22 protein-coding genes and 1 pseudogene are annotated in these 22,916 nt (G+C 57.7%); 11 read left to right on the top strand and 12 right to left on the bottom strand.

The genetic code is table 11. The annotated features are described in order from the left end of the window. From HWX89_RS04695 to HWX89_RS04660, 8 genes and pseudogenes are all read left to right on the top strand, one after another. Positions 1-146 (top strand): annotated as a pseudogene (locus HWX89_RS04695) (hydrolase); the annotation flags it as partial. A gap of 72 nt (positions 147-218) precedes the next feature. Then, positions 219-506, top strand: coding sequence for a XapX domain-containing protein (locus tag HWX89_RS04690; RefSeq protein ID WP_138793544.1), 288 nt, complete (start codon positions 219-221; stop codon positions 504-506). Positions 507-603: 97 nt separating this feature from the next. Continuing rightward, on the top strand, positions 604-2,481 hold the full coding sequence (locus HWX89_RS04685; RefSeq protein ID WP_138793545.1) for an amidohydrolase: 1,878 nt from the start codon (positions 604-606) through the stop codon (positions 2,479-2,481). 221 nt (positions 2,482-2,702) lie between these two features. Next, positions 2,703-3,143: a DoxX family protein gene (locus HWX89_RS04680; RefSeq protein ID WP_138793546.1), complete on the top strand. Its 441-nt coding sequence runs from the start codon at positions 2,703-2,705 to the stop codon at positions 3,141-3,143. Next, positions 3,140-4,738, top strand: a complete 1,599-nt coding sequence (locus tag HWX89_RS04675; RefSeq protein WP_138793547.1) for an MFS transporter — start codon at positions 3,140-3,142, stop codon at positions 4,736-4,738. The genes HWX89_RS04680 and HWX89_RS04675 overlap by 4 nt, the downstream gene beginning before the upstream one ends. 183 nt (positions 4,739-4,921) lie before the next feature. Then, positions 4,922-5,602, top strand: a complete 681-nt coding sequence (locus HWX89_RS04670; RefSeq protein ID WP_138793681.1) for a YoaK family protein — start codon at positions 4,922-4,924, stop codon at positions 5,600-5,602. Positions 5,603-5,663: 61 nt separating this feature from the next. Beyond that, positions 5,664-6,059, top strand: a complete 396-nt coding sequence (locus HWX89_RS04665) for a DUF1622 domain-containing protein (protein WP_138793548.1) — start codon at positions 5,664-5,666, stop codon at positions 6,057-6,059. 54 nt (positions 6,060-6,113) lie between these two features. Next, entirely contained in the window at positions 6,114-7,157 is a 1,044-nt protein-coding gene (locus HWX89_RS04660) for an LLM class flavin-dependent oxidoreductase (RefSeq protein WP_138793549.1), read from the top strand. Between the two features lie 2 nt (positions 7,158-7,159). Here HWX89_RS04660 and HWX89_RS04655 read toward each other — a convergent pair whose 3' ends face one another. The 12 genes from HWX89_RS04655 to HWX89_RS04600 form a co-directional block, all read right to left on the bottom strand. Then, a complete protein-coding gene (locus HWX89_RS04655) occupies positions 7,160-8,272 on the bottom strand; it encodes an FAD binding domain-containing protein (protein ID WP_138793550.1) in 1,113 nt (370 codons plus the stop codon). Positions 8,273-8,281: 9 nt separating this feature from the next. Then, the gene (locus HWX89_RS04650; protein ID WP_138793551.1) at positions 8,282-9,493 is read right to left on the bottom strand and encodes an MFS transporter; all 1,212 of its coding nucleotides are present in this window, start codon (positions 9,491-9,493) and stop codon (positions 8,282-8,284) included. A gap of 94 nt (positions 9,494-9,587) precedes the next feature. Next, positions 9,588-10,835: an oxalate decarboxylase family bicupin gene (locus HWX89_RS04645; protein WP_138793552.1), complete on the bottom strand. Its 1,248-nt coding sequence runs from the start codon at positions 10,833-10,835 to the stop codon at positions 9,588-9,590. Between the two features lies 1 nt (position 10,836). Then, positions 10,837-11,304, bottom strand: a complete 468-nt coding sequence (locus HWX89_RS04640; RefSeq protein ID WP_138793553.1) for a hypothetical protein — start codon at positions 11,302-11,304, stop codon at positions 10,837-10,839. 244 nt (positions 11,305-11,548) lie between these two features. Beyond that, complete coding sequence (locus tag HWX89_RS04635; protein WP_138793554.1) at positions 11,549-11,755, bottom strand: hypothetical protein; 207 nt, start codon at positions 11,753-11,755, stop codon at positions 11,549-11,551. A 58-nt stretch (positions 11,756-11,813) separates the two neighbouring features. Then, positions 11,814-12,188, bottom strand: a complete 375-nt coding sequence (locus HWX89_RS04630; RefSeq protein ID WP_138793555.1) for a response regulator transcription factor — start codon at positions 12,186-12,188, stop codon at positions 11,814-11,816. Between the two features lie 90 nt (positions 12,189-12,278). Next, on the bottom strand, positions 12,279-12,911 hold the full coding sequence (locus HWX89_RS04625) for a response regulator transcription factor (protein ID WP_138793556.1): 633 nt from the start codon (positions 12,909-12,911) through the stop codon (positions 12,279-12,281). Further along, positions 12,904-14,484, bottom strand: a complete 1,581-nt coding sequence (locus HWX89_RS04620; protein ID WP_138793557.1) for a PAS domain-containing sensor histidine kinase — start codon at positions 14,482-14,484, stop codon at positions 12,904-12,906. The genes HWX89_RS04625 and HWX89_RS04620 overlap by 8 nt, the downstream gene beginning before the upstream one ends. 195 nt (positions 14,485-14,679) lie before the next feature. Further along, a complete protein-coding gene (locus HWX89_RS04615; protein WP_138793558.1) occupies positions 14,680-16,269 on the bottom strand; it encodes an MFS transporter in 1,590 nt (529 codons plus the stop codon). Further along, complete coding sequence (locus HWX89_RS04610) at positions 16,266-17,366, bottom strand: HlyD family secretion protein (protein ID WP_138793559.1); 1,101 nt, start codon at positions 17,364-17,366, stop codon at positions 16,266-16,268. Before HWX89_RS04610 ends, HWX89_RS04615 begins: the two co-directional genes overlap by 4 nt. A gap of 5 nt (positions 17,367-17,371) precedes the next feature. Continuing rightward, positions 17,372-18,205, bottom strand: a complete 834-nt coding sequence (locus tag HWX89_RS04605; RefSeq protein WP_138793682.1) for a formate/nitrite transporter family protein — start codon at positions 18,203-18,205, stop codon at positions 17,372-17,374. Between the two features lie 214 nt (positions 18,206-18,419). After that, complete coding sequence (locus HWX89_RS04600) at positions 18,420-20,714, bottom strand: FdhF/YdeP family oxidoreductase (protein WP_138793560.1); 2,295 nt, start codon at positions 20,712-20,714, stop codon at positions 18,420-18,422. A gap of 433 nt (positions 20,715-21,147) precedes the next feature. Between HWX89_RS04600 and HWX89_RS04595 the strand changes: the two genes are divergently transcribed. The 3 genes from HWX89_RS04595 (at position 21,148) to HWX89_RS04585 (ending at position 22,898) form a co-directional block, all read left to right on the top strand. Continuing rightward, positions 21,148-21,666, top strand: a complete 519-nt coding sequence (locus HWX89_RS04595; RefSeq protein ID WP_138793561.1) for a Dps family protein — start codon at positions 21,148-21,150, stop codon at positions 21,664-21,666. Position 21,667: 1 nt separating this feature from the next. Next, a complete protein-coding gene (locus tag HWX89_RS04590; RefSeq protein WP_138793562.1) occupies positions 21,668-22,648 on the top strand; it encodes an alpha/beta fold hydrolase in 981 nt (326 codons plus the stop codon). A 73-nt stretch (positions 22,649-22,721) separates the two neighbouring features. Further along, positions 22,722-22,898 carry a hypothetical protein gene (locus HWX89_RS04585; protein WP_178340623.1) on the top strand — a complete coding sequence of 59 codons (177 nt, stop codon included), beginning with the start codon at positions 22,722-22,724 and terminating at the stop codon, positions 22,896-22,898. Positions 22,899-22,916 lie beyond the last annotated feature (18 nt).

The raw sequence follows: 22,916 nt of genomic DNA, 5'->3' as shown, positions 1-22,916 counted from the left end.
AGGAAACCTACGATGCGGTGACGTCGCTGGTGAAGGAGCATTCCGGCGCTTACGGCATGGGCATCGATTATGCCGTTACCCACGTCCATGGCGGTGCAGAACGCGTCAAGCACGGCAAGCGCATCGGGCCGAACCCCGCCAAGTAATCCATCAGCAACACTGCTCCGGTTGGCAATGAACTCCCGGAGTAGTCGCCTCACGTCTCAAGGATCGCTATCATGAAAATCTACCTCATGTCTTTGGGTGCCGGCTTGCTGGTTGGCATCGTCTACAGTCTCCTCAACGTTCGTTCTCCCGCGCCACCGGTCATCGCTCTTGTCGGCCTTCTGGGAATTCTCGTTGGCGAACAGATTGTTCCTTTTGCCAAGACGCTCTGGAGCAAGGAGCCGGCGGCGATTTCCTGGATCAACCAGATCAAGCCGCACATGTTCGGTCACATGCCAAAAGGCGACACCGGCACAGACATTGCGACGGCTCGCCAGAACCAGACGAAATCTGATAGCTGAGTCTCCCGGGGGGAGATTCGTTTGCCAGCGCGCGGTGGCAGGCAATTGCCACCTCGCAACACTCATCCATCTTGAAACAGAACCCTGGAGCCGACCCATGTTCGCCGACCTCGTTCTCCACCATGGTCTCTTCACCACGCTCGATCGTGCCAATCCGACCGCAAGCGCCGTTGCCATCAAGGACGGAAAGTTCCTGGCCGTCGGCAGCGACGAAGACGTCATGTCGCACGCTGGACCAGACACCAAGATCGTCGATCTGAAAGGCAAGCGCGTTCTGCCCGGCCTTATCGACAACCACACGCACGTCGTTCGTGGCGGTTTGAACTTCAATATGGAATTGCGTTGGGACGGCGTGCGTTCGCTGGCCGACGCGATGGACATGCTGAAGCGACAGGTGGCGATTACGCCCGCTCCGCAATGGGTCCGCGTTGTGGGCGGTTTCACCGAGCACCAGTTTGTGGAGAAGCGCTTGCCGACGATCGAGGAGATCAACGCGATTGCGCCTGATACACCCGTTTTCCTGCTGCATCTTTATGACCGCGCGTTGCTCAACGGTGCGGCTCTTCGCGCTGTCGGTTATACGCGGGACACACCAAACCCGCCGGGCGGCGAGATCACCCGAGATGCCAACGGTAACCCGACCGGCATGCTGCTTGCCAAGCCGAATGCGGGTATTCTCTATTCGACCTTGGCAAAGGGGCCGAAGCTGCCTTTCGACTATCAGGTCAATTCGACCCGCCATTTCATGCGTGAGTTGAACCGGCTCGGCGTAACCGGTGTGATAGACGCCGGCGGTGGTTTCCAGAATTATCCTGATGACTATGAAGTCATTCAGAAACTCTCTGATGAAAATCAGCTGACCGTTCGCCTGGCCTACAATTTGTTCACTCAGAAGCCGAAGCAGGAGAAAGAGGACTTTCTCAACTGGACTTCCTCCGTCAAATACAAGCAAGGCAACGACTACTTCCGTCACAACGGTGCTGGCGAGATGCTGGTCTTTTCCGCGGCTGACTTCGAGGATTTCCGCCAGCCACGCCCGGAGATGGGTCCGGAAATGGAAGGGGAGCTGGAAGAGGTTGTGCGCGTTCTCGCCGAAAATCGCTGGCCTTGGCGAATGCACGCCACCTATGACGAGACGATCTCGCGGTCGCTTGATGTCTTCGAGAAGGTCAACAGGGATATTCCGCTGGAAGGGCTCAACTGGTTCTTCGACCACGCGGAAACCATCTCCGAAAGATCGATTGACCGCATTGCCGCGCTTGGCGGCGGCATCGCCACCCAGCACCGCATGGCGTATCAGGGCGAATATTTCGTCGAGCGTTACGGTCATGGCGTAGCGGAAGCAACCCCGCCGATCCGCCGCATGCTGGACAAGGGCGTCAATGTCTCGGCCGGTACGGATGCAACACGTGTTGCTTCATACAATCCCTGGGTCTCGCTGTTCTGGATGGTAACCGGCAAGACGGTCGGCGGAATGCAGCTTTATCCGCGTGCCAATTGCCTTGATCGCGAAACGGCACTGCGCATGTGGACCGAAAAGGTCACCTGGTTCTCGAATGAGGAAGGCAAGAAAGGTCGCATTGAAAAGGGCCAGTTCGCCGATCTCATCGTTCCAGACAAGGACTATTTTGCCTGCGCCGAGGATGAAATCTCTTTCCTCACTTCGGACCTTACGATGGTTGGCGGCAAGATCGTTTATGGTGCCGGCGACTTCAAGGCACTCGATGAGAATGACGTTCCCCCGGCCATGCCGGATTGGTCGCCTGTCCGCAAGTTCGGCGGTTACGCGGCGTGGGGCGAACCTGACGGTGCAGGCGCTCGCTCGCTGCGTCGTACCGCGATCACATCGTGCGGCTGCGCCAGCGATTGCGGTGTTCATGGGCATGATCACGCCGGTGCATGGACCTCGAAACTGCCGATCGCCGATCTGAAGGGCTTCTTCGGCGCGCTTGGTTGCTCCTGCTGGGCGGTCTGAGCCCTGTAATGACTGGCTAACGGTTCAATGGGCATCGATTTCGTCGATGCCCGTTTATCGCATTCAGCGTTAGAGTCGCCCAAATTATCATTATTGCATAAATCGCAATTAAATAGAAAATATTGATGCAATTGTAGTTCGCAATGCATCAAGCCAATATCGCTCCATCAGATGAACACGCAAGCCGCTCGCAACGAACGGCAAAGATGCAGGAGCAGACAATGATCGATCCAACTCGAACAATTCGCCGGGGCGGGCTTTTAGCCAACGTCGTTGCGGCGCCCGTCACACGAACCGTTGCACTTCTTGCGCTTTGCGCCGCCTATATTCAGGGCCCTCTCACCAAGATCGCTGACTTTCCAGGCGCTATTGCCGAGATGAACCATTTCGGACTTCATCCAGCTCCCGTGTTCGCCGTTCTGGTCATTGGATTTGAGCTTGCCGCATCCGCCATGGTGGTCTCCGGTTTTCTACGTTGGCTCGGCGCTCTCGCTCTATCCGGATTCACGCTGCTTGCGACACTCATCGCGCTGCGCTTCTGGGAGCTGCCATCTGGCATGGATCGCATGATGGCAACGAACGCATTCTTTGAACACCTCGGATTGGCCGGTGCTTTCGTCATCGTCGCAGCAATCGATCTCACAAAAGGAGCAGGCAAATGAGTGCCAACAAATCTTCGATGAGCAGTTTTGCTCCGCTCGCTCAACCCGTCTTCGCAGTCCTCTGGGCTGCCACGGTTCTCGGTAATACTGGCAGCTTCATGCGTGATGTGGCGAGTTCCTGGCTGATGACGGATCTGTCCGCGTCGCCTGCGGCCGTCGCCATGGTTCAGGCTGCAGGGACGTTGCCAATCTTCCTGCTCGCCATTCCGGCGGGTGTCCTGACTGACATCCTCGACCGGCGCAAGTTTCTGATTGCCGTGCAGTTGCTGCTGGCTTCGGTTAGCGTCAGCCTCATGGTGCTGGCTCATTCCGGCATGCTCTCCGTTAGCGCCCTGATCGGCCTGACCTTCCTGGGCGGCATCGGTGCCGCATTGATGGGGCCGACGTGGCAGGCGATTGTTCCTGAACTGGTCAAACGCGAAGACGTTAAAAGTGCGGTCGCGCTGAACTCACTGGGCATCAATATCGCCCGGTCGATCGGCCCTGCGGCTGGTGGTCTTCTGCTTGCTGCTTTTGGTGCTGCCTTCACCTATGGTGCTGACGTTGCCAGCTATATCGTCGTCATCGCGGCGCTGGTCTGGTGGCCGAGGGCAAAGAACGCCAACGATGCGTTGCAGGAAAACTTCTTCGGTGCTTTCCGCGCCGGCCTTCGTTACACCCGCGCTAGCAAGCCTCTGCATGTCGTTCTGTTGCGTGCAGCCATCTTTTTCGCCTTCGCCAGTGCCGTCTGGGCTCTGTTGCCTCTGGTCGCCCGTCAATTGTTGGGTGGAGACGCCAGCTTCTACGGTCTTCTTTTGGGTGCTGTCGGCGCCGGTGCTATCGGTGGCGCGCTGATCATGCCCAAACTGCGCGAACGTTTTGATGCTGATGGTTTGTTGCTGGGGGCGGCTGTCGTCACCGCTGTCGTCATGGGAACATTGTCCATGGCGCCGCCAAAATGGGTTGCCATCATCGTATTGCTTCTGCTCGGTGCCGCCTGGATCACCGCATTGACCACCCTTAATGGAACGGCTCAGGCTGTCCTGCCAAACTGGGTCCGTGGCCGTGGTCTTGCCGTCTACCTGACTGTTTTCAATGGCGCGATGACGGCAGGCAGCCTTGGCTGGGGTGCGGTTGGTGAAGCAGTTGGGGTGCCGGGTGCACTTCTTATCGGCGCTGCAGGTTTGCTGGTTGCTGGTGTCATCATGCACCGCCTGAAACTGCCGGCTGGCGATGCGGATATGGTGCCGTCCAACCATTGGCCTGAACCTCTCGTTGCCGAACCGGTTGCTCATGATCGCGGCCCTGTCCTGATCCTGATCGAATACAACGTCGAAAAGCATCACCGTACAGCCTTCCTGCATGCACTTGACGTCCTGTCGCAGGAGCGTCGCCGGGATGGAGCCTATGGCTGGGGCGTTACAGAGGACTCCGCCGATCCGCAGAAGATCGTGGAATGGTTCATGGTGGAATCCTGGGCTGAACATCTGAGACAACACAAGCGTGTCTCAAATGCCGACGCCGACCTGCAAGGCAAGGTTCTTGCCTATCACACAGGACCGGATAAGCCCGTCGTCCGGCATTTTCTGACAATCAATCGGCCCGGCAAGGCCTGAGAAACGAGGGAGCGGTCAAAAGCCGCTCCTTCTTTTATTGTTTCATAAATCGCAACTCACTCGAAAATATTGTTGCAATTGTTGGATCCGCAGTTTCTGGCCAATATCTCCATCGAACCGAACGAGCCGACGCTTAACGCGGCAGACGTTCCTCCACTAGAAACAGCGATCGAGATCAATGCCATGAAGTTTCCTTCTCTCCCCATGCTCCTGAGTTTCAACGGAGGTTACGTCGATACACTTGGCTTCCTGGCGCTGTCGGGGCTGTTTACCGCCCATGTCACGGGAAATTTCGTCACCTTGGGTGCGACCGCAGCCCTTGGCCTCGGCGGAGCGTTGTCCAAGCTTCTGGCGCTTCCGATGTTCTGCATCGTGGTCTTCGCATCCCGTCTCGTTTGCCTGAAGCTTCAGGACGCGGGCCGCTCGCCTATCAGGCCGATGTTGCTGGTGAAGCTGGCGCTGCTGACTGCGGTGGCACTATATGCTCTCTATCATGGGCCGTTCAATGCAAGCGAAACCGTCGCAACTTTCGTGGTCGCGATGCTGCTGGTGTCCGCCATGGCGATTCAGAACGGGCTTCATCGGGCTCATCTCGCAAAAGCACCGCCATCGACTTTGATGACCGGAACGACAACCCAGATCATGCTCGACCTCGCGGATCTTCTGGCTGATCCGAAAGCCGACGAAGTGGCCGCCGCCAAAGCGCGGATCAAGAAGATGAGCGCCGCAGTGTTTACCTTCGCGCTTGGATGTGGCTTTGGCGCTGCCGGTTACATCTATGCCCCCGCAGCAGCCTTCAGCCTGCCCGCCATTCTCGCACTGGTGGCTCTGTTTGCCAGCACGGCTGGCGCCGACGCCAACTAAGCCACTGCTTCTGCGGCCACGAGGCCGAAATCGTTTCTCTTCAACTAGAAGGACTATCGCAATGGATATTGGGAGTGAAGCTGGCGGTTTGGCAGGCCTGATCGCACCGATCCTGAGGCCACTCGCATCAGGCCTCGAATTCTTCGGCGTCGGCGTGATCCTCGCCGGTGTCGGTATCGCAACGATCGTTTATGTGCGGGACCTGCTATCCGCCTCTGGACACGACGCTTACGACCGGTATCGCGCAAACCTCGGGCGCGGCATCCTGCTCGGACTGGAGATTCTGATTGGTGCCGACATCATTGCCACGATCATCTCGCCACTGACCTGGGAAAGCGTTGGCCTGCTGGGATTGATTGTCCTCATCAGAACATTTCTGAGTTTTTCCCTCGAAGCCGAGATCGAAGGCCAATGGCCGTGGTCGCGAAATACACGTCCGCGCTCTGAGAACCGATGAAAGCTGATCCCACGCGCTCAGCTCCACAAAGATAAAGCATGAACTGGAAATCCCATGACCCAATCACTTGAATTCGGCCTCGACACCTTTGGGGATGTCACGACCGCTTTAGACGGACAGCTTCTCGCCCAACCGCAGGTCATCCGCAATGTCGTCGAAGAGGCGGTTTTGGCCGATCGCAACGGCATCGACTTTTTCGGTATCGGCGAACACCATCGACAGGACTTTGCTGTCTCAGCGCCAGAGGTGGTACTCGCCGCCATTGCCTCTCGTACAGAACGCATCCGATTGGGATCGGCGGTGACAGTGCTCAGTTCCGACGACCCCATCAGGGTGTTTCAGAGGTTTTCGACGCTTGATGCTCTCTCGAATGGCCGAGCCGAAGTTATTCTCGGTCGCGGCTCGTTCATCGAATCCTTTCCTCTCTTCGGTTATGACCTCTCACAATATGAGGCGCTGTTTGAAGAAAAGCTCGACCTCTTTTCCCAACTCGCCACTAAAAATCTGATCAATTACCAAGGGGATTGGAGACCGCCCCTGGTCGATCAGCACATCTATCCGCCCATGGCAGAGGGGCATCTGAAAACATGGATCGGTGTTGGTGGTAGCCCGGAATCCGTGTTGCGGGCCGTGCGGTACGATATGCGGCTGATGCTCGCCATCATCGGCGGTGATCCCGGCCGGTTTGCACCCTATGTGGCGCTATACCGCAAGGCGTCTGAACAAGCGGGTCGCCAGGCGGGTGAAATCGGTGTGCATTCGCCGGGCTATATCGCCGAAAGCGATGAGCAGGCGCGCCGTGATCTCTTCCCGCATTTCAAGAAGATCCGCGACCGTCTCGGACGGGAGCGCGGCTGGCCTCCTGTTACAGAACGGGATTTTGAAAACGAGATCGAGCACGGCTCGCTATACGCGGGTTCCCCCGAAACAGTCGCAAAGAAGATTGTAAAGCTTGTCCGCACGCTCGGTGTTTCGCGCTTCCAGATGAAATACTCGGCTGGTCCCATGGAGCACGAAAAGCTCATGAACAGCATTGAACTTTACGGCACGAAGGTGATCCCGCTGGTGCGTAGATTGCTGGCTGAGCCTCAAACGTGAGTTCAGAAAGCTGTTTCGGCGAGACGTCGCCCATAGGCGGCGATGGCCCTGCCGACTGGCAGACGGATGCGCTGGTATTGTGAAAGAGCCTCAGGCAGATCATCCGACTGGCGCAGGGTCTCTTGCAGTGCCATCGCATCGCCCGCAGCTTTGGAAACACCCATTGCCGTGTGGGGGCGAACGACGAAACCGGCATCTCCTATCAACGCGATGCGGTGCGAGACAATATGTTCTGCCTCGTAGTCGAAAATGCCCTGGATTGAGGGGCTTTCCTCTACCTGCACCGCGAGCGCCAGCTGCGGCGGTAGCTGTGAGTAAGCGTCTTTGCGCAATTGCTCCCGGCGGATTTTTGACAGCTCGCCACGCGGCAGCGAAAATTCGAATTGCCGACCGTCCTGGCCCGTGAAGGTTCGGGCCAATTCTTCCGTCGATGTCGGGCGATACCAGACCCAGTTGTAACGTCGCTGGCCTTTGTCCGTTTCGCCTTGTGATCCCGGAACGAGGTAACCGAGAACGTGGATGCCAGGGGCGATGAAGAACGTGAAGCGATCCAGCAGCAAGGCCGTATCATCTGGCAAATGTGTTTCGGGGATCAGTCCGCGCCACGCAACGTAACCCGCAAAGGAATTTGTCGCATTGCGGTTAAGGGCTCGTCGAACTGTTGAACCTAGGCCGTCGGCCCCGATCAGCAGGTCGGCGCGCTCCTGCGTGCCGTCGGCAAAGGTAAGGGTAACACCGCCATCGTTTTCCTCAACACTATCGACATGGTGGCCAAGACGATACGTATCCGGGGCAAGGCGAGATGATACGCGTTCGAACAGGTAATCCCAGGAGATCTGCATCTGTGGCATGTCGAGCCGTTGCGCGACACGCCCTGTTGCGTCGAGATATATTCTCTCTTTCGCGATCACGCCAACGTGGGCAACATCTTCGCAGCCAACGCGGCCGAGAATGTCGAACAGATCCTGCTGCGGGACCAGGCCCGCACCTCGGCCTCCAAGCCCGGACGACGAGCGCTCGTAAAGTTTGACGTCATGTCCATCCTGTTGCAGCAGGATCGCGGCGAAGAGACCTGCAAGTGAACCGCCTGCAATACGAATTGTCAGAGGTTTCATGGCGCGCTCCTATTCCTTGACGATGGAACGGCGCGGGGCGCGGTGGTCAAGAAGCCGGATAGCCAGTGCAACGAGCGCGAGCAGGGCACCCAAAACGCTGACACCACTCCAGCCCGCCTGTTCCCACGCGAAAGTGGCAAGTGCCGCGCCTGCTGCGCCACCAAGGAACATGGAGGTCATGAAGATCGTGTTCAAGCGGCTACGGGCCTCAGGTTCCAGTGCATAAACGATGTGCTGGTTCGAAACGAGCGTGCTCTGCACACCGAAGTCGAGAACGATAACGCCGATTATCAGTGCGGCAAGGGAGCCCCAGAGACCGAAGATGGCCCAGGACAGAAGGGTCAGCAGCACACCGATCCAGACCACGAAATGTGGACCGCGCCGGTCTGCGATACGTCCTGCCAAGGGGGCGGCAAAAATACCGACAGCGCCGATGATGCCGAAGAGACCGGCGACATCTGCGCCCAGATTGAAGCGCGGCGTCTGGAGATAAAAGGCAAGGATTGTCCAGAAGGCCGTGAACGAGCCGAAAAGCGCTGCCTGCATCAGTGCGGCGGTGCGCAACTGCCTGTGCCTGCTCCACAGATGCGCCAGCGAAGCGATGGCACGGTGGTAATGCATTCTGGAGGTCGGCCGGTGATCGGGCAGGGTAAAGTACATCAGAACGGCAGCAGCCAGCGAAAGCGGGACACTGATCCAGAACATTTCCCGCCATCCGGCATGCTGCCCGACGAAACCGGAAAGAGTTCGGCTGAAAAGGATGCCGCTCAGCACACCGGCCATAACGGTGCCGATCGTCGAGCCACGCTTTTCCGGTGTCGCCAGGCTCGCTGCAAAGGGTACGATCTGCTGAGCCACGGTTGCGCTTGCACCGACCAGCAGCGAAGCGCCGACGAGGAACCATGCCGAGGGCGCGATCGCGGCGACAGCAAGCGCAGCAGCCAGGACGATGAACTGGCCAATGATGAGCTTTCGCCGGTGAACGATATCGCCGAACGGCAAAAGGAAAAACAGGCCGAGGGCGTAACCGAGCTGTGTCGCGGTCGGAACCAGCCCCGTCACGGAAGTTCGGCCGAGATCGGTCTCGATGATGCCAAGCATGGGTTGATTGTAATAGATGTTCGCAACGGCGACGCCGCTGGCGACCGCCATGGCGTAGAGGGCGCCACGACCGAGACCGGCAGCGACATGTTGGTGATGGGACGAGGTGCTTATGTCCATGGTGTCTTACCTTCGCTCAGTTGCAAGCGTGTCTCGAATGGGAAAACCGGCGGATCGGCCATGCCGAAACGCCGGTGGGAATATCAAGGACCATTCAACCTGGCATGATCGCAGGCTGGTTCGCCGGGAACTTCGCCAGATCGTCGAGGCTGATGTTCAGGTGCTGGGCTACCAGTGCCGGCGGGGTATGGGTCAACCACGAGGAGAGGCTGACCTCCTGATATTCAGCGGTCTTGAAGACTGCGACGAACTGGAGATCGGTCTTTCCGGTGTTTTCGATGATGTGGCCCTGGCTTCGCTTGACGTATCCAATATCGCCGGCGCGAAAGTCGGCAGTCTGGCTGCGCGGACCTGCGTCGAATACCGTCATCCGTCCCTCACCCTTGATCCAGTATTGCCACTCATCCGCATTGGGATGCCAATGCATTTCCCTGACAGCGCCAGGTTTGATGGTCTCGATGGCAGCGGCAATCGTCTTGGAAACTGTGAAGGCGCTGCTGTCGGCAAGTTGAATGACGCCGGCTGCATTTTCCTTGAGAGGTTTGGATGCCGCCAGCTTGTAGGTGAAAGGAAAAGGCGGCAGGCCGGCGCCGGCAACGGCTTCCTGATCTATCGATAGAGGACCGGGCTCCTTACCCTGAAAAATCCAGAGATCCTGAAGTGGAATATTGCGAAAGGCATCCTGCGGAACACCGAAATTCTTGGCCAGCAGGTCGGGAGCGGTATGGGCGAGCCAGTCGGTCAGCAGCAACGTGCCGTATTCGGATTGGTCGCCTTCATCGAAGACGATGACGAATTCACACCCTTCGGGCCCGATCCCCTGCAGCGAATGCGGGAAGCCGGCCGGAAAATACCAGAGGTCACCGGCCTCGACATCCTGCACATAGGCGCGACCCTGCGTATCGAGCACAGTGATGCGGCACTGCCCGTTGGTCATGATCGCCCATTCGGCGGCACGGTGCCAATGCATCTCCCTGATCCCACCTGGTCCCAGACGCATGTTGACGCCGGAAACCGCGTCGGAAATCGCAAAATCCGATTTCGTTACCTGACGTGCCCAGCCGCCATTCTGAATGCGTTTTGCTGCGTTGTTGAATGATCCCCAGAAGAGCTGCATATCGCCGACATCGGTCGCGGGTGGATCCTGGAACGATGGAAATTCGCTGTTGATAGCAGGGTTCTTCGGTCCCGGATCGGTCAGGCTTGCGGCATTGGCGTTGATGGCACCTTCGGCCGGTTGGTCCGGATTGCCAAACGATGCTGCCTTCGCGGTGCTGGCGGCAAGCGCGGTGCTGCCGATGGCGCCGATGGCAAGAACTGCGCGTCTTGATAATGTTTCCATCTTAGAAATCCTTGTTCATGGCGATTTGGGACGAGGCTTCGATAAGGCGCGGTTGCGAAGCCAGCTGCAGTGTGGCGATCCGGTCGATCAGTTCCGCATTGAAAAGCCGGTGTTGAAGTTGGCAGAAGGTTTTGGGGTCGAGCGTTTCATGGCGATCGGTTTTTTGAGCAGCGCGCGTCGCGATGCAGGACGTTTTGTCCAGGGTCGGAACAGGCTGCGCCTCTGCGGTCGTATCATCGTCTGCCGTCGTGGAGACGGACAGGCCAGCCAACCGGTCGATTGTCTGTGGTGCGACAATGTGGAATGCGCTGGCTGATGCGACGTCCTCCGAAGCAGCAAGAGCCGGTTCGGTGTTCCTGATCAGGAAAGCATTGCCCGCGAGCACTGCTACCGCGCCCAATGTCAAAACTGCCGCGACTTTGAGGGGACGAGGCTTACGCTCGTCTGCATTTTTGCTGATGGAGGTCATGCCGTGCTCCACAAAAAGGGTGATGGTGTCATGAGGACCAGCCCTTTGGGGGCGCCGCTTGACTGGAGCAAAGGCTACGGTGCGGCGGAGGCGTCGGCATCTATACAGAGGTCTAGTTTGTATGTGCTGAAGTGTTAGGGGGCGATCCGATCACTGGAATGCCGCAGCCTTAAACGGCAATGCGTGCCCAGACGGTAAGGCCTGAGCATCAGAGAGCGATTGTGTGTTGGGGATCAGGATACGGTCAGGGCGAGGGAAGGGCTGCCTGCACCGTCTTGGAAGGCCGATCCAGATGTTCAGCCCTCAGGTGGTCCAGCGTCGGCATCGCTCCGTTCCTCTCGACTTCACAGCGAAGCGTATAGGACTGGTTCGACTGGCTGCTGAAAAGATTGGCGGATAGAGAAAGAACGCCGTTCTTTTCGGAGATCTGCAGATTTGACAATGACAGCAAAGACTCTACTCCTCTTCCATGAACAAACGTCGGTTGGCCATTGGCGTGGTGGTGTGGATCAGGACTGCTGGCCGAGGGCGGATTCCAGGCAGCCGATCAAGTTGCCGATATTGACGGGCTTGCGAAGAAAGGCAAAGGCGCCACCGCTCAAGGCGGCATTGCGTGTCCGGTCATCCTCATAGGATGTCACGAAGATCATCGGTGGATGATTGCCACGCCGGTTCAGTTCGCTCTGCAGTTCGATGCCGGAGAGACCTGGCATTTTCACATCCACAACGATGCAGTCGATTGCCGCGTGCTGCTCGAATTTCAGGAACTCCTCTGCGGAGGAAAACAGGCGGCATTCGTAACCGAAGGACATGATGAGGTCATCCATGGCTTCACGGATAGCCTGGTCGTCGTCAACGACGGCGATGATGGGTACGGGGGGCAATGAGGCGACCTTTTCTGTTTTTCTTTATATCTTCTATGCGCCCGCGCCGGTTTAAATGATACCATACTAAGATACAGGTGGATTGTGCTTCTAACCAAGCAACTCCGCTTTTCTGACAAGATCAGCAACCGATCTCGCCTCCATTTTGCGCATGACGTTGCCTCTGTGCAATTTCACGGTCACTTCGCTGATTCCAAGCTCGTAAGCGATCTGCTTGTTCATCAGGCCGCGAACGACGGCGCCCATGACCTCGCGTTCTCGTGGTGTCAGTTGCTCGGCAAGAGACGCGACAGCCTCGTTCTGGGCGTTCTCCAGCCGTCGCGAGGCATCACGTTCCATCGCCGTTGCGACAGCATCGAGAATGTCCTGCTCCTTGAACGGTTTTGTCAGGAAGTCTACGGCCCCAGCCTTCATTGCCCTCACACTCATGGGAATGTCGCCGAAGCCGGTCATGAAAATGATCGGCATCCTGTTGCCGATGCGATCCATCTGCATCTGGAAATCAAGGCCGCTGATCCCGGGAAGCCGCACGTCCAGCAGCAGACAACCATGCCGGTCGAGATTGGCTTTCTCAAGAAAAGCTGCCGTGCTTTCGAAGGCTTCGGCGTCGAACTTCATGGACCTGAAAAGATCAGTGAGAGCCTCTCGCATGGATATGTCGTCATCGACGATGAACACGACCGGCGAAGGCGGTTCCTTGGATATCTTGCGTGCTTCAGGCATGCTCAACCTCCGGGCTGATTGGCATGGAAATGGCAAAAACCGCGCCACCGAGAGGGTGGTTGTCGCCATCAAGCCGCCCACCGCGTGCTTCCAATGTCGTGCGGCAGATGGAAAGCCCCATTCCCATACCTGTCGCCTTCGTCGTGAAGAACGGCGAAAACAGCTTTTCCTTTATTTCTGCGGCAATGCCAGGCCCGTTGTCGCGAACAATGACGCGAATGGTATCGGCGTCCTGACTTTCCTTTCGAACGGTTATTGTGCGATTGCCAATGCCCGCTTCGTCCATGGCCTGAATGGCATTGGTGAGCAGATTGATGAGAACCTGCTGCAGTTCAATCCTGACGGCCTTGACCGGCGGCGTGGTTTCCTTTTCGACATTGACGGTCGTACCGCTGCGTTCCAGATCGTGTTCGAGGAGACCGAGCGTCTCGTCAATGAATTCGTCCAACTCGAAGGTTTCGAGCTTGCCACCGGTATGAGCCAGCATGCTTCTGGTGTTCTCGATGATCTCGCTGGCGCGCTGGCTGTCGCGGATCATGCGTTCGGCCGAACGGCGCGCCGCAGCAAGATCGGGTGGATCGCGATCCAGCCAACGCAGCAATGTCTGCGCATTGACGATGATGGCGCCGAGCGGCTGGTTCAGTTCGTGAGAGAGGGAGGCGGACATGGCCCCGACGGTCGCGGCTTTTGAGGCTTTCGTCAGTTCGGCCTGTGCCTCGGCAAGAGCCTTGAGTGCCATTTCGCGCTGGGTGATGTCGACCATGCTCACCACCACCCGATTGAAGGAAGAGGATTCCGCCGGAAAACTGATTGAAAGAAGCACCAGCCTGTCTTCGCCGCCAACGGTGCGGACGACCACCTTGTCTTCGAAAACCCGCCTGTTATCGACAATGGCTTGCAGCACATCCAGAAACTTGTCGGGTGCGGAGACAACCGACTGCTTTAAGGTGCCGCTGACGGAGGAATCATAACCGAGCATCTCCTTGCCGGCTTCGTTCGAGGCAACGACGGTGATAAGATCGATGCACTTCTGGGTAAATCCCGGATTGGCGCGGGCATGGGCGCGCATATCGACAATACCCTGCTGTTTGAGATCCACGAGCAAAGTATGAAGCCTGGAGTAGTCGCGCTCCCACAGCGCCACGCGCGTACGGTCGAAAATCGAGCGGTATCGTTCTTCGCTTTCCTTCAGTTCGGCGTTGATCGACAGCAATGCCAGACGGGCGGTTTCCGTCTTCAGCAGCAACATTGTCGTGACCGCCAGAGCCGATAAGGCGACGAGAAGGCGCAGTGCGGATTGCAGGTCGGCATCCTGTGCGTGCGTCATGGCGTATGACAACAACGACAGGATGGCGCAGGCGAAGGAGATTGTGATCAGTGCAGATCGTGTGATCGCCTGAGCGGCCAAAAGCATCGTGATCACGTAGAGCACGGCGATGGCGCCTTCGATGTCGGTGTAGGTATCGACATAAAAGACGGCCGCAGCCAATGCCAAGGCTCCCAGACCGAAGGCGAGATGATGTCCTCCGCCTTCCGGTTCGCGAGAGCGAAATATCGTTGACGCAATCGACATTGTTCCCCCGATGCGATTTTTCACGACAATACGTTTTTTCGAGCACAACCTAACCTATACATTGGTCTGGGTCGGGCGCGGTCCTGCACGCAAGGATATCGGGAATATTGCGCCGCGGTATTGAAAAATACACTCCATTTTTGGATGAAAGTGTTCCGGGTGAAGAGAGCAGATGCCGACTTTTCGGTCTGTACCTCAGGTTGTCGGGCGTTGCTGGTGCTCATAGTCGGGGTGAAGCGGGCCAAACGGCATTTTTCCCATGAATGCCACCAGTGCAAGACCTGCTACAGCGGCAACGAAAGACAGCATGAACATGTCGGAATAGGCCAGAGTATAAGCCTGAGTCCGGATTTGCGATGCGGTGAGAAGCAAAGCGTCTAATGTGCCGTGACTGGATTTGCCGAAAACCGTCCGGAGCCGCTCCATCCACATATGCAGTTCAGGCGAACCAGCGCTCACCTTCTGGCTCAGAATGGCGGAATGGAATTGTTCGCGTTGCCTCAGCCATGTTGTCATCAGGCTTGTTGCCAGCTCGACGCTGCCCAGTCTGATGACCTGAATATAGGCGGAAACCGCTGTCGCACGTTTTGGGTCGGAGTTGGCGATCAGATAAACGACGGTCGAGAAAAATGCGAAAGCCTGGCCAGCGGTATAAAGAAGAACCGTTGGCTGAAAATTATCCGGTGACCAGTCGGCTGTCACACGAGCGCCGAAAAGCGTCCCGGCCGCCATGAGAAGAAGCCCGATGATGATGCCAATGCGGGAATCGAAGCGGCGTTGAAGAATGATGGCCGCCATCGTGAAGAGCAGCACCGGTATGACGGCGCTGGTGAAATAGAGGCTGGAGATGGCGATGGGCCGCAATCCGCCGACCGTTTGTAAAAAGCCGGGAACCGCGATCGCGCCACCGGCACTGCACAGACTGAAGCAGATGATGACTGCATAACCCAGGCCGATGTTGCGTGACAGAATGACACTGGCGTGTGCCCAGGGGTGTCTGACCAGGCTTTCATTGAGGAAAAAACCGACAGCCAAGACACATCCACCCGCGATCAGTGCGCTGATCGTTCCGGATTGGAACCAGTCGAGCCGGTTGCCTTGGTCCAGGCCGATATAGATCAGCATCATCGCCGTTCCGAGCAGCATCATGCCACCCCAGTCAGCGTGTTCCAGCAGACCGATATCGATCTTTTCTTTCGGGGCCGCGACGATCAAAAGTAGCGCGATGAGCGGTGCAAGGATCACATCCTGCCAATATAGCCATTGCCAGCCAAGGTAGTCGCCATAGATGCCGACGAGCACGAAACCGAGGCTTTGCGACAGGGGAACACGCAGCGCATAAAGCGCAATGCCGATCAGCCAGTATTTCGTTGCAAGATTGCGGAAGACCACCATCAGCGTCGCGGGGATGAAAACCCCGAGCAGCAGTCCTCTGACGGCATGCAAGACGAGCAGCACGGTCCCTCCCGGCACCTGAGGGATTGCCCAGGACACCACGGCATAGGCCAGTGCGGAGGGGATCATGATACGGCGAATGCCGAACACCGTGACCAGCCAGGCGACTGCCGACGAAACGAGGATTTGGGGTGAATTGGCGATGGTGTTCAGCCATGAGGCTTCGTCGGCACTAAGCGAATAGGCGCCGCGCAAATCCGGCAGCCCGACCGCGAAGACACGGGTGTCGAAGCCGACGACAAAAGACGCCAGCAGAAGCGCTGCAACGATGAGCACAGGGCGACTGGCGTTGATGCCGCTCGTGACAGGTCCGAAGATGCGTGTTGTCATCGCCGAGATATGTCTTGATGAGAGGTATCGACCGTGACGATGGCCGACATTCCCGGTTTCAGCAGGTCGATCTCAGGCTGGCCCGGTTCAAGTTCGATGCGGAGTGGAATGCGTTGGACAACCTTTGTGTAGTTTCCGGTGGCATTGTCGGCTGGCAGTAGTGCGAAAATTGCTCCACTGGCGGGTGACAGCGCGGCGATCCTTCCGTGGAGTGTCTTTCCGGGAAATGTATCGATGGTCACGTCTGCACGGTTGCCCGGTGCCATATGGGCAAGTTGGGTTTCCTTGAAATTCGCCGTAACATAGACATGCGGCAGGGGAACTTCAGAGACGATCCCGGAACCTGCATTGACGACATCGCCCTCGTGAACGAGTTTGCGGCTCAGCACTCCGTCAAAAGGGGCTGTTATGCGTGTGTAGCTTCGATGGATCAAAGCCGTCTGCAGATTGGCGCGAGCGCCGTCCGCCTGAGCCTCAAGAAGCGGCAGTTCCCCTTGAAGAACCTTTAGTTGTGCCTGCTGTTGATCAATGGCAGCCGAGCTCGATTTCACCGCGGCTTCCGCCTGCAGGAACGCCGATTGAGACTGTTGACGCTGGTGCTCGGACGTCGCGACACCGAGATCATTCTGTCGCTGCAGTTCTGCGCGTGTCTGGGTCTGTTGCGCCAGCGCCGAGGCATTCTGCGCTTCAGCGACCCGGATGACGGCTTTTTGCAATTCAACCTGATTGGAAAGGTTGGCCACCGAGGCGTTCGCCGCGTCGAGGGTTGCCTCGGCAGCGCTCACCGCCGCATCATATTCGCTGGGGTCTATTTCAGCCAGAAGCTGCCCTTTGGCAACCTTCTGGTAGTCCGCGACAGGAAGGCTTTTGAGAACGCCGCTGATCTGCGCGCTGAGCGTTGAAACATCGGCGCCGACAACGGCATCGTCGGTTGTCTGGCTGTCGGCATCCGCAACCCATTTGCCCCAGTCACTGATTGACCATGAGACGCAGGCCATGACGGCTGCGATGGCAAACAGAGGGATTGTCAGCCGCCTGATGCCGGCTCGCGTCATGGTGGGTGTCGGGGGAGGAGAAGGATCGTTCCGGTCATTCATCGACGTTACGCCTTGTTGCGGCCCGCGCGGGCTTTATCGCCAAGTGCTGCGGGCACAGGAACAAAGGACACGTGACCACTGCTGCGGAACTGCACCCAGTAACCGAGCGCCATGAAGACGGAGCCACCGACGAGGTTGCCGAGCGTGACCCAGACAAGGTTATGTACTGCACCGGAAATCGTGACATTGGCGGGATGTTCGCCCAACAATGCCATCGAGAATGTGAACATGTTGGCCACGGAGTGTTCGTAGCCGGCGGCCACAAAAATCGTAATCGGCCAGAAGATCAGCATGATCTTTGCTGCTGCATTTTCGGTGCGGCCTGCCATCCAGATCGCCAGACAGACCAGCCAGTTGCAGAGGATGCCGCGGGCGAAAAGCTCGGCAGATCCGGCAGACATCTTGGCGGAAACGGCGGCGAAAAACGCCGCACTGCCATCGCCGAGCAACACGCCGCCGCCTGCCATGTGGAACAGGGCGGCAAGAAGAACCGCGCCGACGAGATTGCCGAGCCATGCGCTGCACCAGACGAGGAACACGTCTGCAATGCCCGATCGCCCCATCAGGAACGCGAGAGGCATATACATTGCCGTTCCCGTGAAAAGTTCCGAACCGGCAAAGACCACGATTGTCAGCGCGGAGGAAAAGACCGCTCCCATCACCAGATGGCTCCAGGCGGGATCGACGTGAGCACTGACGCTGAACATCAGGATATCGCCGAAACCGATATAGGCACCGGCCATGGCCGCGCCCGTAAGAAAGGCGAAAAGCTGTTTTCTTACGACCTGCGCCTTATGGGCGCCCGACTCGGCGAAACCTGTTATGGAATCCTCGTACATGACAAAACCTCGCATCTGACCGTCCGAAGATCGGCCACGTTTTTGATGCGATCAGGCTAGTCTCTCGATTTCACGGGCTGAATCATACCAAGGTGTAGTCGGGTCATCGGAATGGACAGGTTTTCGGGAGATGGCGAGACACCAACGAATGAAACCCCGTCACGATCGCGACAGGGTTTCGAGTTGAAACGGGGCCGGTGAACAATCCGATAGGTCAATCGCTTGCCGCAGTCACGATGACCGGGACACCCTTGTAGGAAGGTGTGCCGGACAGCCGGTCGTAATGGCTGAGCGCGACGACGGCGTTCATCTCGGGATAATAACCAGCGGCCGACCCCCTGGGGATGTCGTAGGCAATAGCGGTGAAGCCCTGTACGAGATGTTTTCCGGTGTCATCTGCGACGAGGCCATGAATATCGATCCTGTCTCCGTCCTTCAGGCCGCGCGTTGCAAGGTCGTCCTTGTTCATGAAGATAACATCGCGGCGACCGAACACGCCGCGATAGCGATCGTTCAAGCCATAGATCGTCGTGTTGTATTGGTCATGGCTGCGGATTGTCGTCAGCACAAGCGCATCGGGATTGCCGATCCTTGGATCTTCGTCTAGCCCGGCGGAGATCAGAAAGTTCGCCTTGCCGCTCTGCGTGTTCCAGCGACGGAAGGAGGCCGCGACATCAAGGCGAAAGCCTCCCCGCACCCGCACCCTCCTGTTGAAATCACGGAAGTCGGGGAACACCTCTTCGATCTTGTCACGAATGCGGTCGTAGTCTGCGATCAGCCAATCCCAGTCGATGCCGTGGCGGTTGCCAAGCGTTGCCCTGGCAATGCCGGCAATGATGGCCGGTTCGGACTTCAGCAGCTCCCCTGGCGGGTTGAGAAAACCGCGCGAAGCATGAACCATTGACATGGAATCCTCGACGGTGACGGCCTGCGGTCCCGAAGCCTGTGTATCGAGGTCCGTGCGTCCGAGGCATGGCAGGATGATGGAGGTTCTGGCGGTCAGAAGATGTGAACGATTGAGTTTTGTTGCGATATGGACCGCAAGGTCAAGCTTGCGCATGCCCGCAAATGTCACACCCGGGTCTGACATGGCAACGGCGAGGTTTCCGCCAAGGCAGATCAGCGCTTTCGATTTTCCGGCCGCGATCGCTTCGATGGATTCAATGGCGTTATGGCCTTTTTCCCCGGAGGGTCTGAAGCCGAAAGCGCGCTCCATTCCATCGAGCAGCGACTTGTTGGGAATTTCGGTAATGCCGACGGTCCGGTCTCCCTGCACGTTGGAGTGGCCACGGATCGGAGCTATTCCGGCACCCTCGCGGCCCATATTGCCACGAAGCATGAGGAGATTGGCAATCTGCTGCACGTTGCCTGTGCCCTTGGCGTGCTGGGTGATGCCCATGCCGTAACAGATGATGACATTGGAGGCATTTGCGTAAATCCGGGCAACGCTTTCGAGCGCCTCTTTCGTCAACCCGCTGACGGAGCAGATCGTTTCCCAGGACGTGTTGTCGATATCGGTGTGAAGCTCTTCGAAGCCTGCTGTGTGTTCTGCAATGAAGGCACGGTCGAGAACACCCTCGCCACCTGCTGCCAGGCTTTCGGCATCCATGTCGAACACCGCTTTCATAATGCCTTTGAGGGCGGCCAGATCGCCGCCGGTGCGAACCTGATGGTAGGCGGAGGCGATTTGCGTGGAAGACAGTGTGACCATCTCTACCGGGTCCTGCGGGGCAGCGAACCGTTCCAGCGCCCTTTCCTTCAGCGGATTGAAGACCACGATCGGCACGCCGCGCCGGGCGGCATTGTGCAACGTCGTCATCATGCGCGGATGATTGGTGCCCGGGTTGTGACCGAAGCTGAAGATGGCATCGGCGTGGTCAAAATCCTCCAGCGTGACGGTGCCCTTGCCGACGCCAATCGATTTTGGCAGGCCGACACTGGTCGCTTCATGGCACATGTTGGAACAGTCCGGAAAATTGTTCGTGCCATAAGCGCGGACAAAAAGCTGGTAGAGAAACGCTGCTTCGTTGGAGGCGCGGCCAGATGTGTAGAATTCGGCTTCATCCGGGCTGTCGAGCTTGTTGAGCTCCTGGGCGATCAGGCTGAAAGCATCATTCCAGTCAATCTGCTCGTAGCGATCGGTTTCGGCGTTGTACCGCATCGGAACGGTAAGGCGGCCGGCATCCTCCAGATTGTGATCGGTCCATTCCCACAGTTCGGAAACGCTGTGCTGTTCGAAGAATTCCGGTCCCGATCGTTTGGCAGTGGATTCCCATGTGATGGCCTTGGCGCCGTTTTCACAGAACTCGAAGGATGAGGTGTGTTTTGGATCGGGCCATGCGCAGCCAGGACAGTCAAACCCTTCAGGCTGGTTCGCCTTCAGTAATGTCATCGTACCCTGCGCGACGATTTGCTGGTGCGCGAGTGTCTTGGCGACAGCTTTCAGCGCTCCCCAGCCACCGGCGGGTTGATCATATTGTTCGATACCTTCCGGGCGTTGATCTTCCATGTCTGCAACTCCTTGAAGCTTCACCGGTGTTGAGCGGGGTTTCTGCACGCCCAAAATAGCTGCGATCGCGCGGGGTAAACATAATACCCAAGCATAGGTTGCCAGTTTTTCGCAGGTTCCCGTGGCGAAAAAAAAGGCCGTCTCCGGGCGGCGGAAGACGGCCTTGGCGGATCGAGGGGATGATCCGCGGCTCCGGAGGAGGGGAGGGACACCGGAGTTGTTGGCTTTGACGAGCCAGTCGCCTTCGAGGGGGAGGCGATGACCAAAAGCTACGCCGTGCCGGGATTTGTCGAAACTACACTTAGGTATCGGATCGACTGTACCAGCAGCCGATTTCTCCGGCCCCCTGCTTCTACCTATCCTTCAGGCAGATCAGACAGCAGCAACATGAGCGCTCAGCAACGAGCGGTCATTTGCTCAAAGGAGAAAGATCATGGACACGATCACAGCCACCAGACACCGCAAGCTTCCACTGGCAACGCCAACCGATCTCGGCGCTGATGCGACCCGGGAAATCTCCGCTGCGCTGACCGCGCTGCTGGCGGATGTTTTCACGCTCTATCTCAAGACCAAGAATTTTCACTGGCATGTTTACGGACCGCATTTTCGCGACTACCACACGTTGCTCGATGAGCAGGGCGCGCAGATTTTCGCGATGACGGACGACGTTGCCGAACGTGCCCGCAAAATTGGCGGCACGACCATCCGTTCGATCGGCCATATCGGGCGCCTTCAGCGCATTCTGGATAACGATGCCGAATTTGTCTCGCCGGACGACATGCTGGCCGAGCTACGTGAGGATAACAAGCAGCTGACAGCGATCCTGCGGCAGACGCACACACTGACGACGGAACACAATGATCACGCCACGACCAGCCTGATTGAAAACTGGATCGACGAGACAGAGCGTCGCACCTGGTTCCTGTTCGAGACGACGCGCCGTGAGCGGTGAGATGATCGAAAACCCAATCGAACTGGCAATTTCCAGACGGCATGTCCTTCTGGCCGGTGCCGTCCTTTCCACCGCGATGACAATGCCGTCGCTCGCTTTTTCAAAAAACACCCAAGCACCGAACGAAGGAGTATTTCCCATGACCGGATCATTCGTAAAAACCAAAGACGGCGTAGACATTTTCTACAAGGATTGGGGTCCGAAGGATGCCCAGCCGATCGTTTTCCATCACGGTTGGCCACTGTCGTCCGACGACTGGGATGCCCAGATGCTGTTTTTCGTTCAGAACGGTTATCGTGTCGTTGCCCATGACCGCCGGGGTCATGGCCGTTCACAGCAGGTCTCCGACGGTCATGATATGGACCACTATGCAGCTGATGCGGCGGCTGTCTTCGAGCACCTGAACCTCAGGAATGCCGTTCATATTGGTCACTCGACGGGTGGCGGCGAAGTCGCACGTTACGTTGCCAAATTTGGCCAGCCTCAGGGACGCGTGGCCAAGGCTGTGCTGGTGTCTGCCGTTCCTCCGCTGATGCTGAAAACCGCCTCGAACCCCGGCGGTTTGCCGATCGAAGTGTTTGACGGTTTCCGCAAGGGGGTCGCTGACAACCGGGCCCAGTTTTTCGTCGATGTGCCGGCCGGCCCGTTCTACGGTTTTAACCGTCCGGACGCCAAGGTCTATCCCGGTGTGATCCAGAACTGGTGGCGTCAGGGCATGATGGGCAGCGCCAAGGCTCACTATGATGGCGTCAAGGCATTTTCCGAAACCGACCAGACTGATGATCTCAAGGCAATCACTGTACCCACGCTCGTCTTGCACGGCGACGACGACCAGGTCGTGCCGATTGCAGATTCCGCAGAACTGTCGGTCAAGCTTCTGAAGAATGGTACGCTGAAGGTCTACAAAGGCTATCCGCACGGCATGCTGACGATCCACGCGGACGTCATCAATCCCGACCTGCTCGCCTTCGTGAAGGCTTGAGGATCTGAAACGCGTTGCTGCCCGCGCAGAAAAACGCGGGCAGCAACTCTTCCCTGGTGCGAAGGAGCTGCCGATGCGGTTGAAAACACCCTGTGACGATCCCGCTCTTCGAGACGGCATCGCAAGCCTCCCCGAGATGGAGGATATCCAGCTTGAACTTCCCTTGCTGCAAAGCTCCCCCGAGGATCAAGCGCTTCTTGTCGACGAAGAGCCGCATCCTCTGGCATCCGAAACCATCATCCGGATTTGACCGCAGGTTCCCGCATGC

It is taken from the genome of Rhizobium sp. RM (assembly GCF_013390595.1).
Classification (GTDB): domain Bacteria; phylum Pseudomonadota; class Alphaproteobacteria; order Rhizobiales; family Rhizobiaceae; genus Agrobacterium.
Note: the sequence above shows the minus strand (reverse complement) of the source record. Positions and strands in the feature narration are given on the sequence as shown.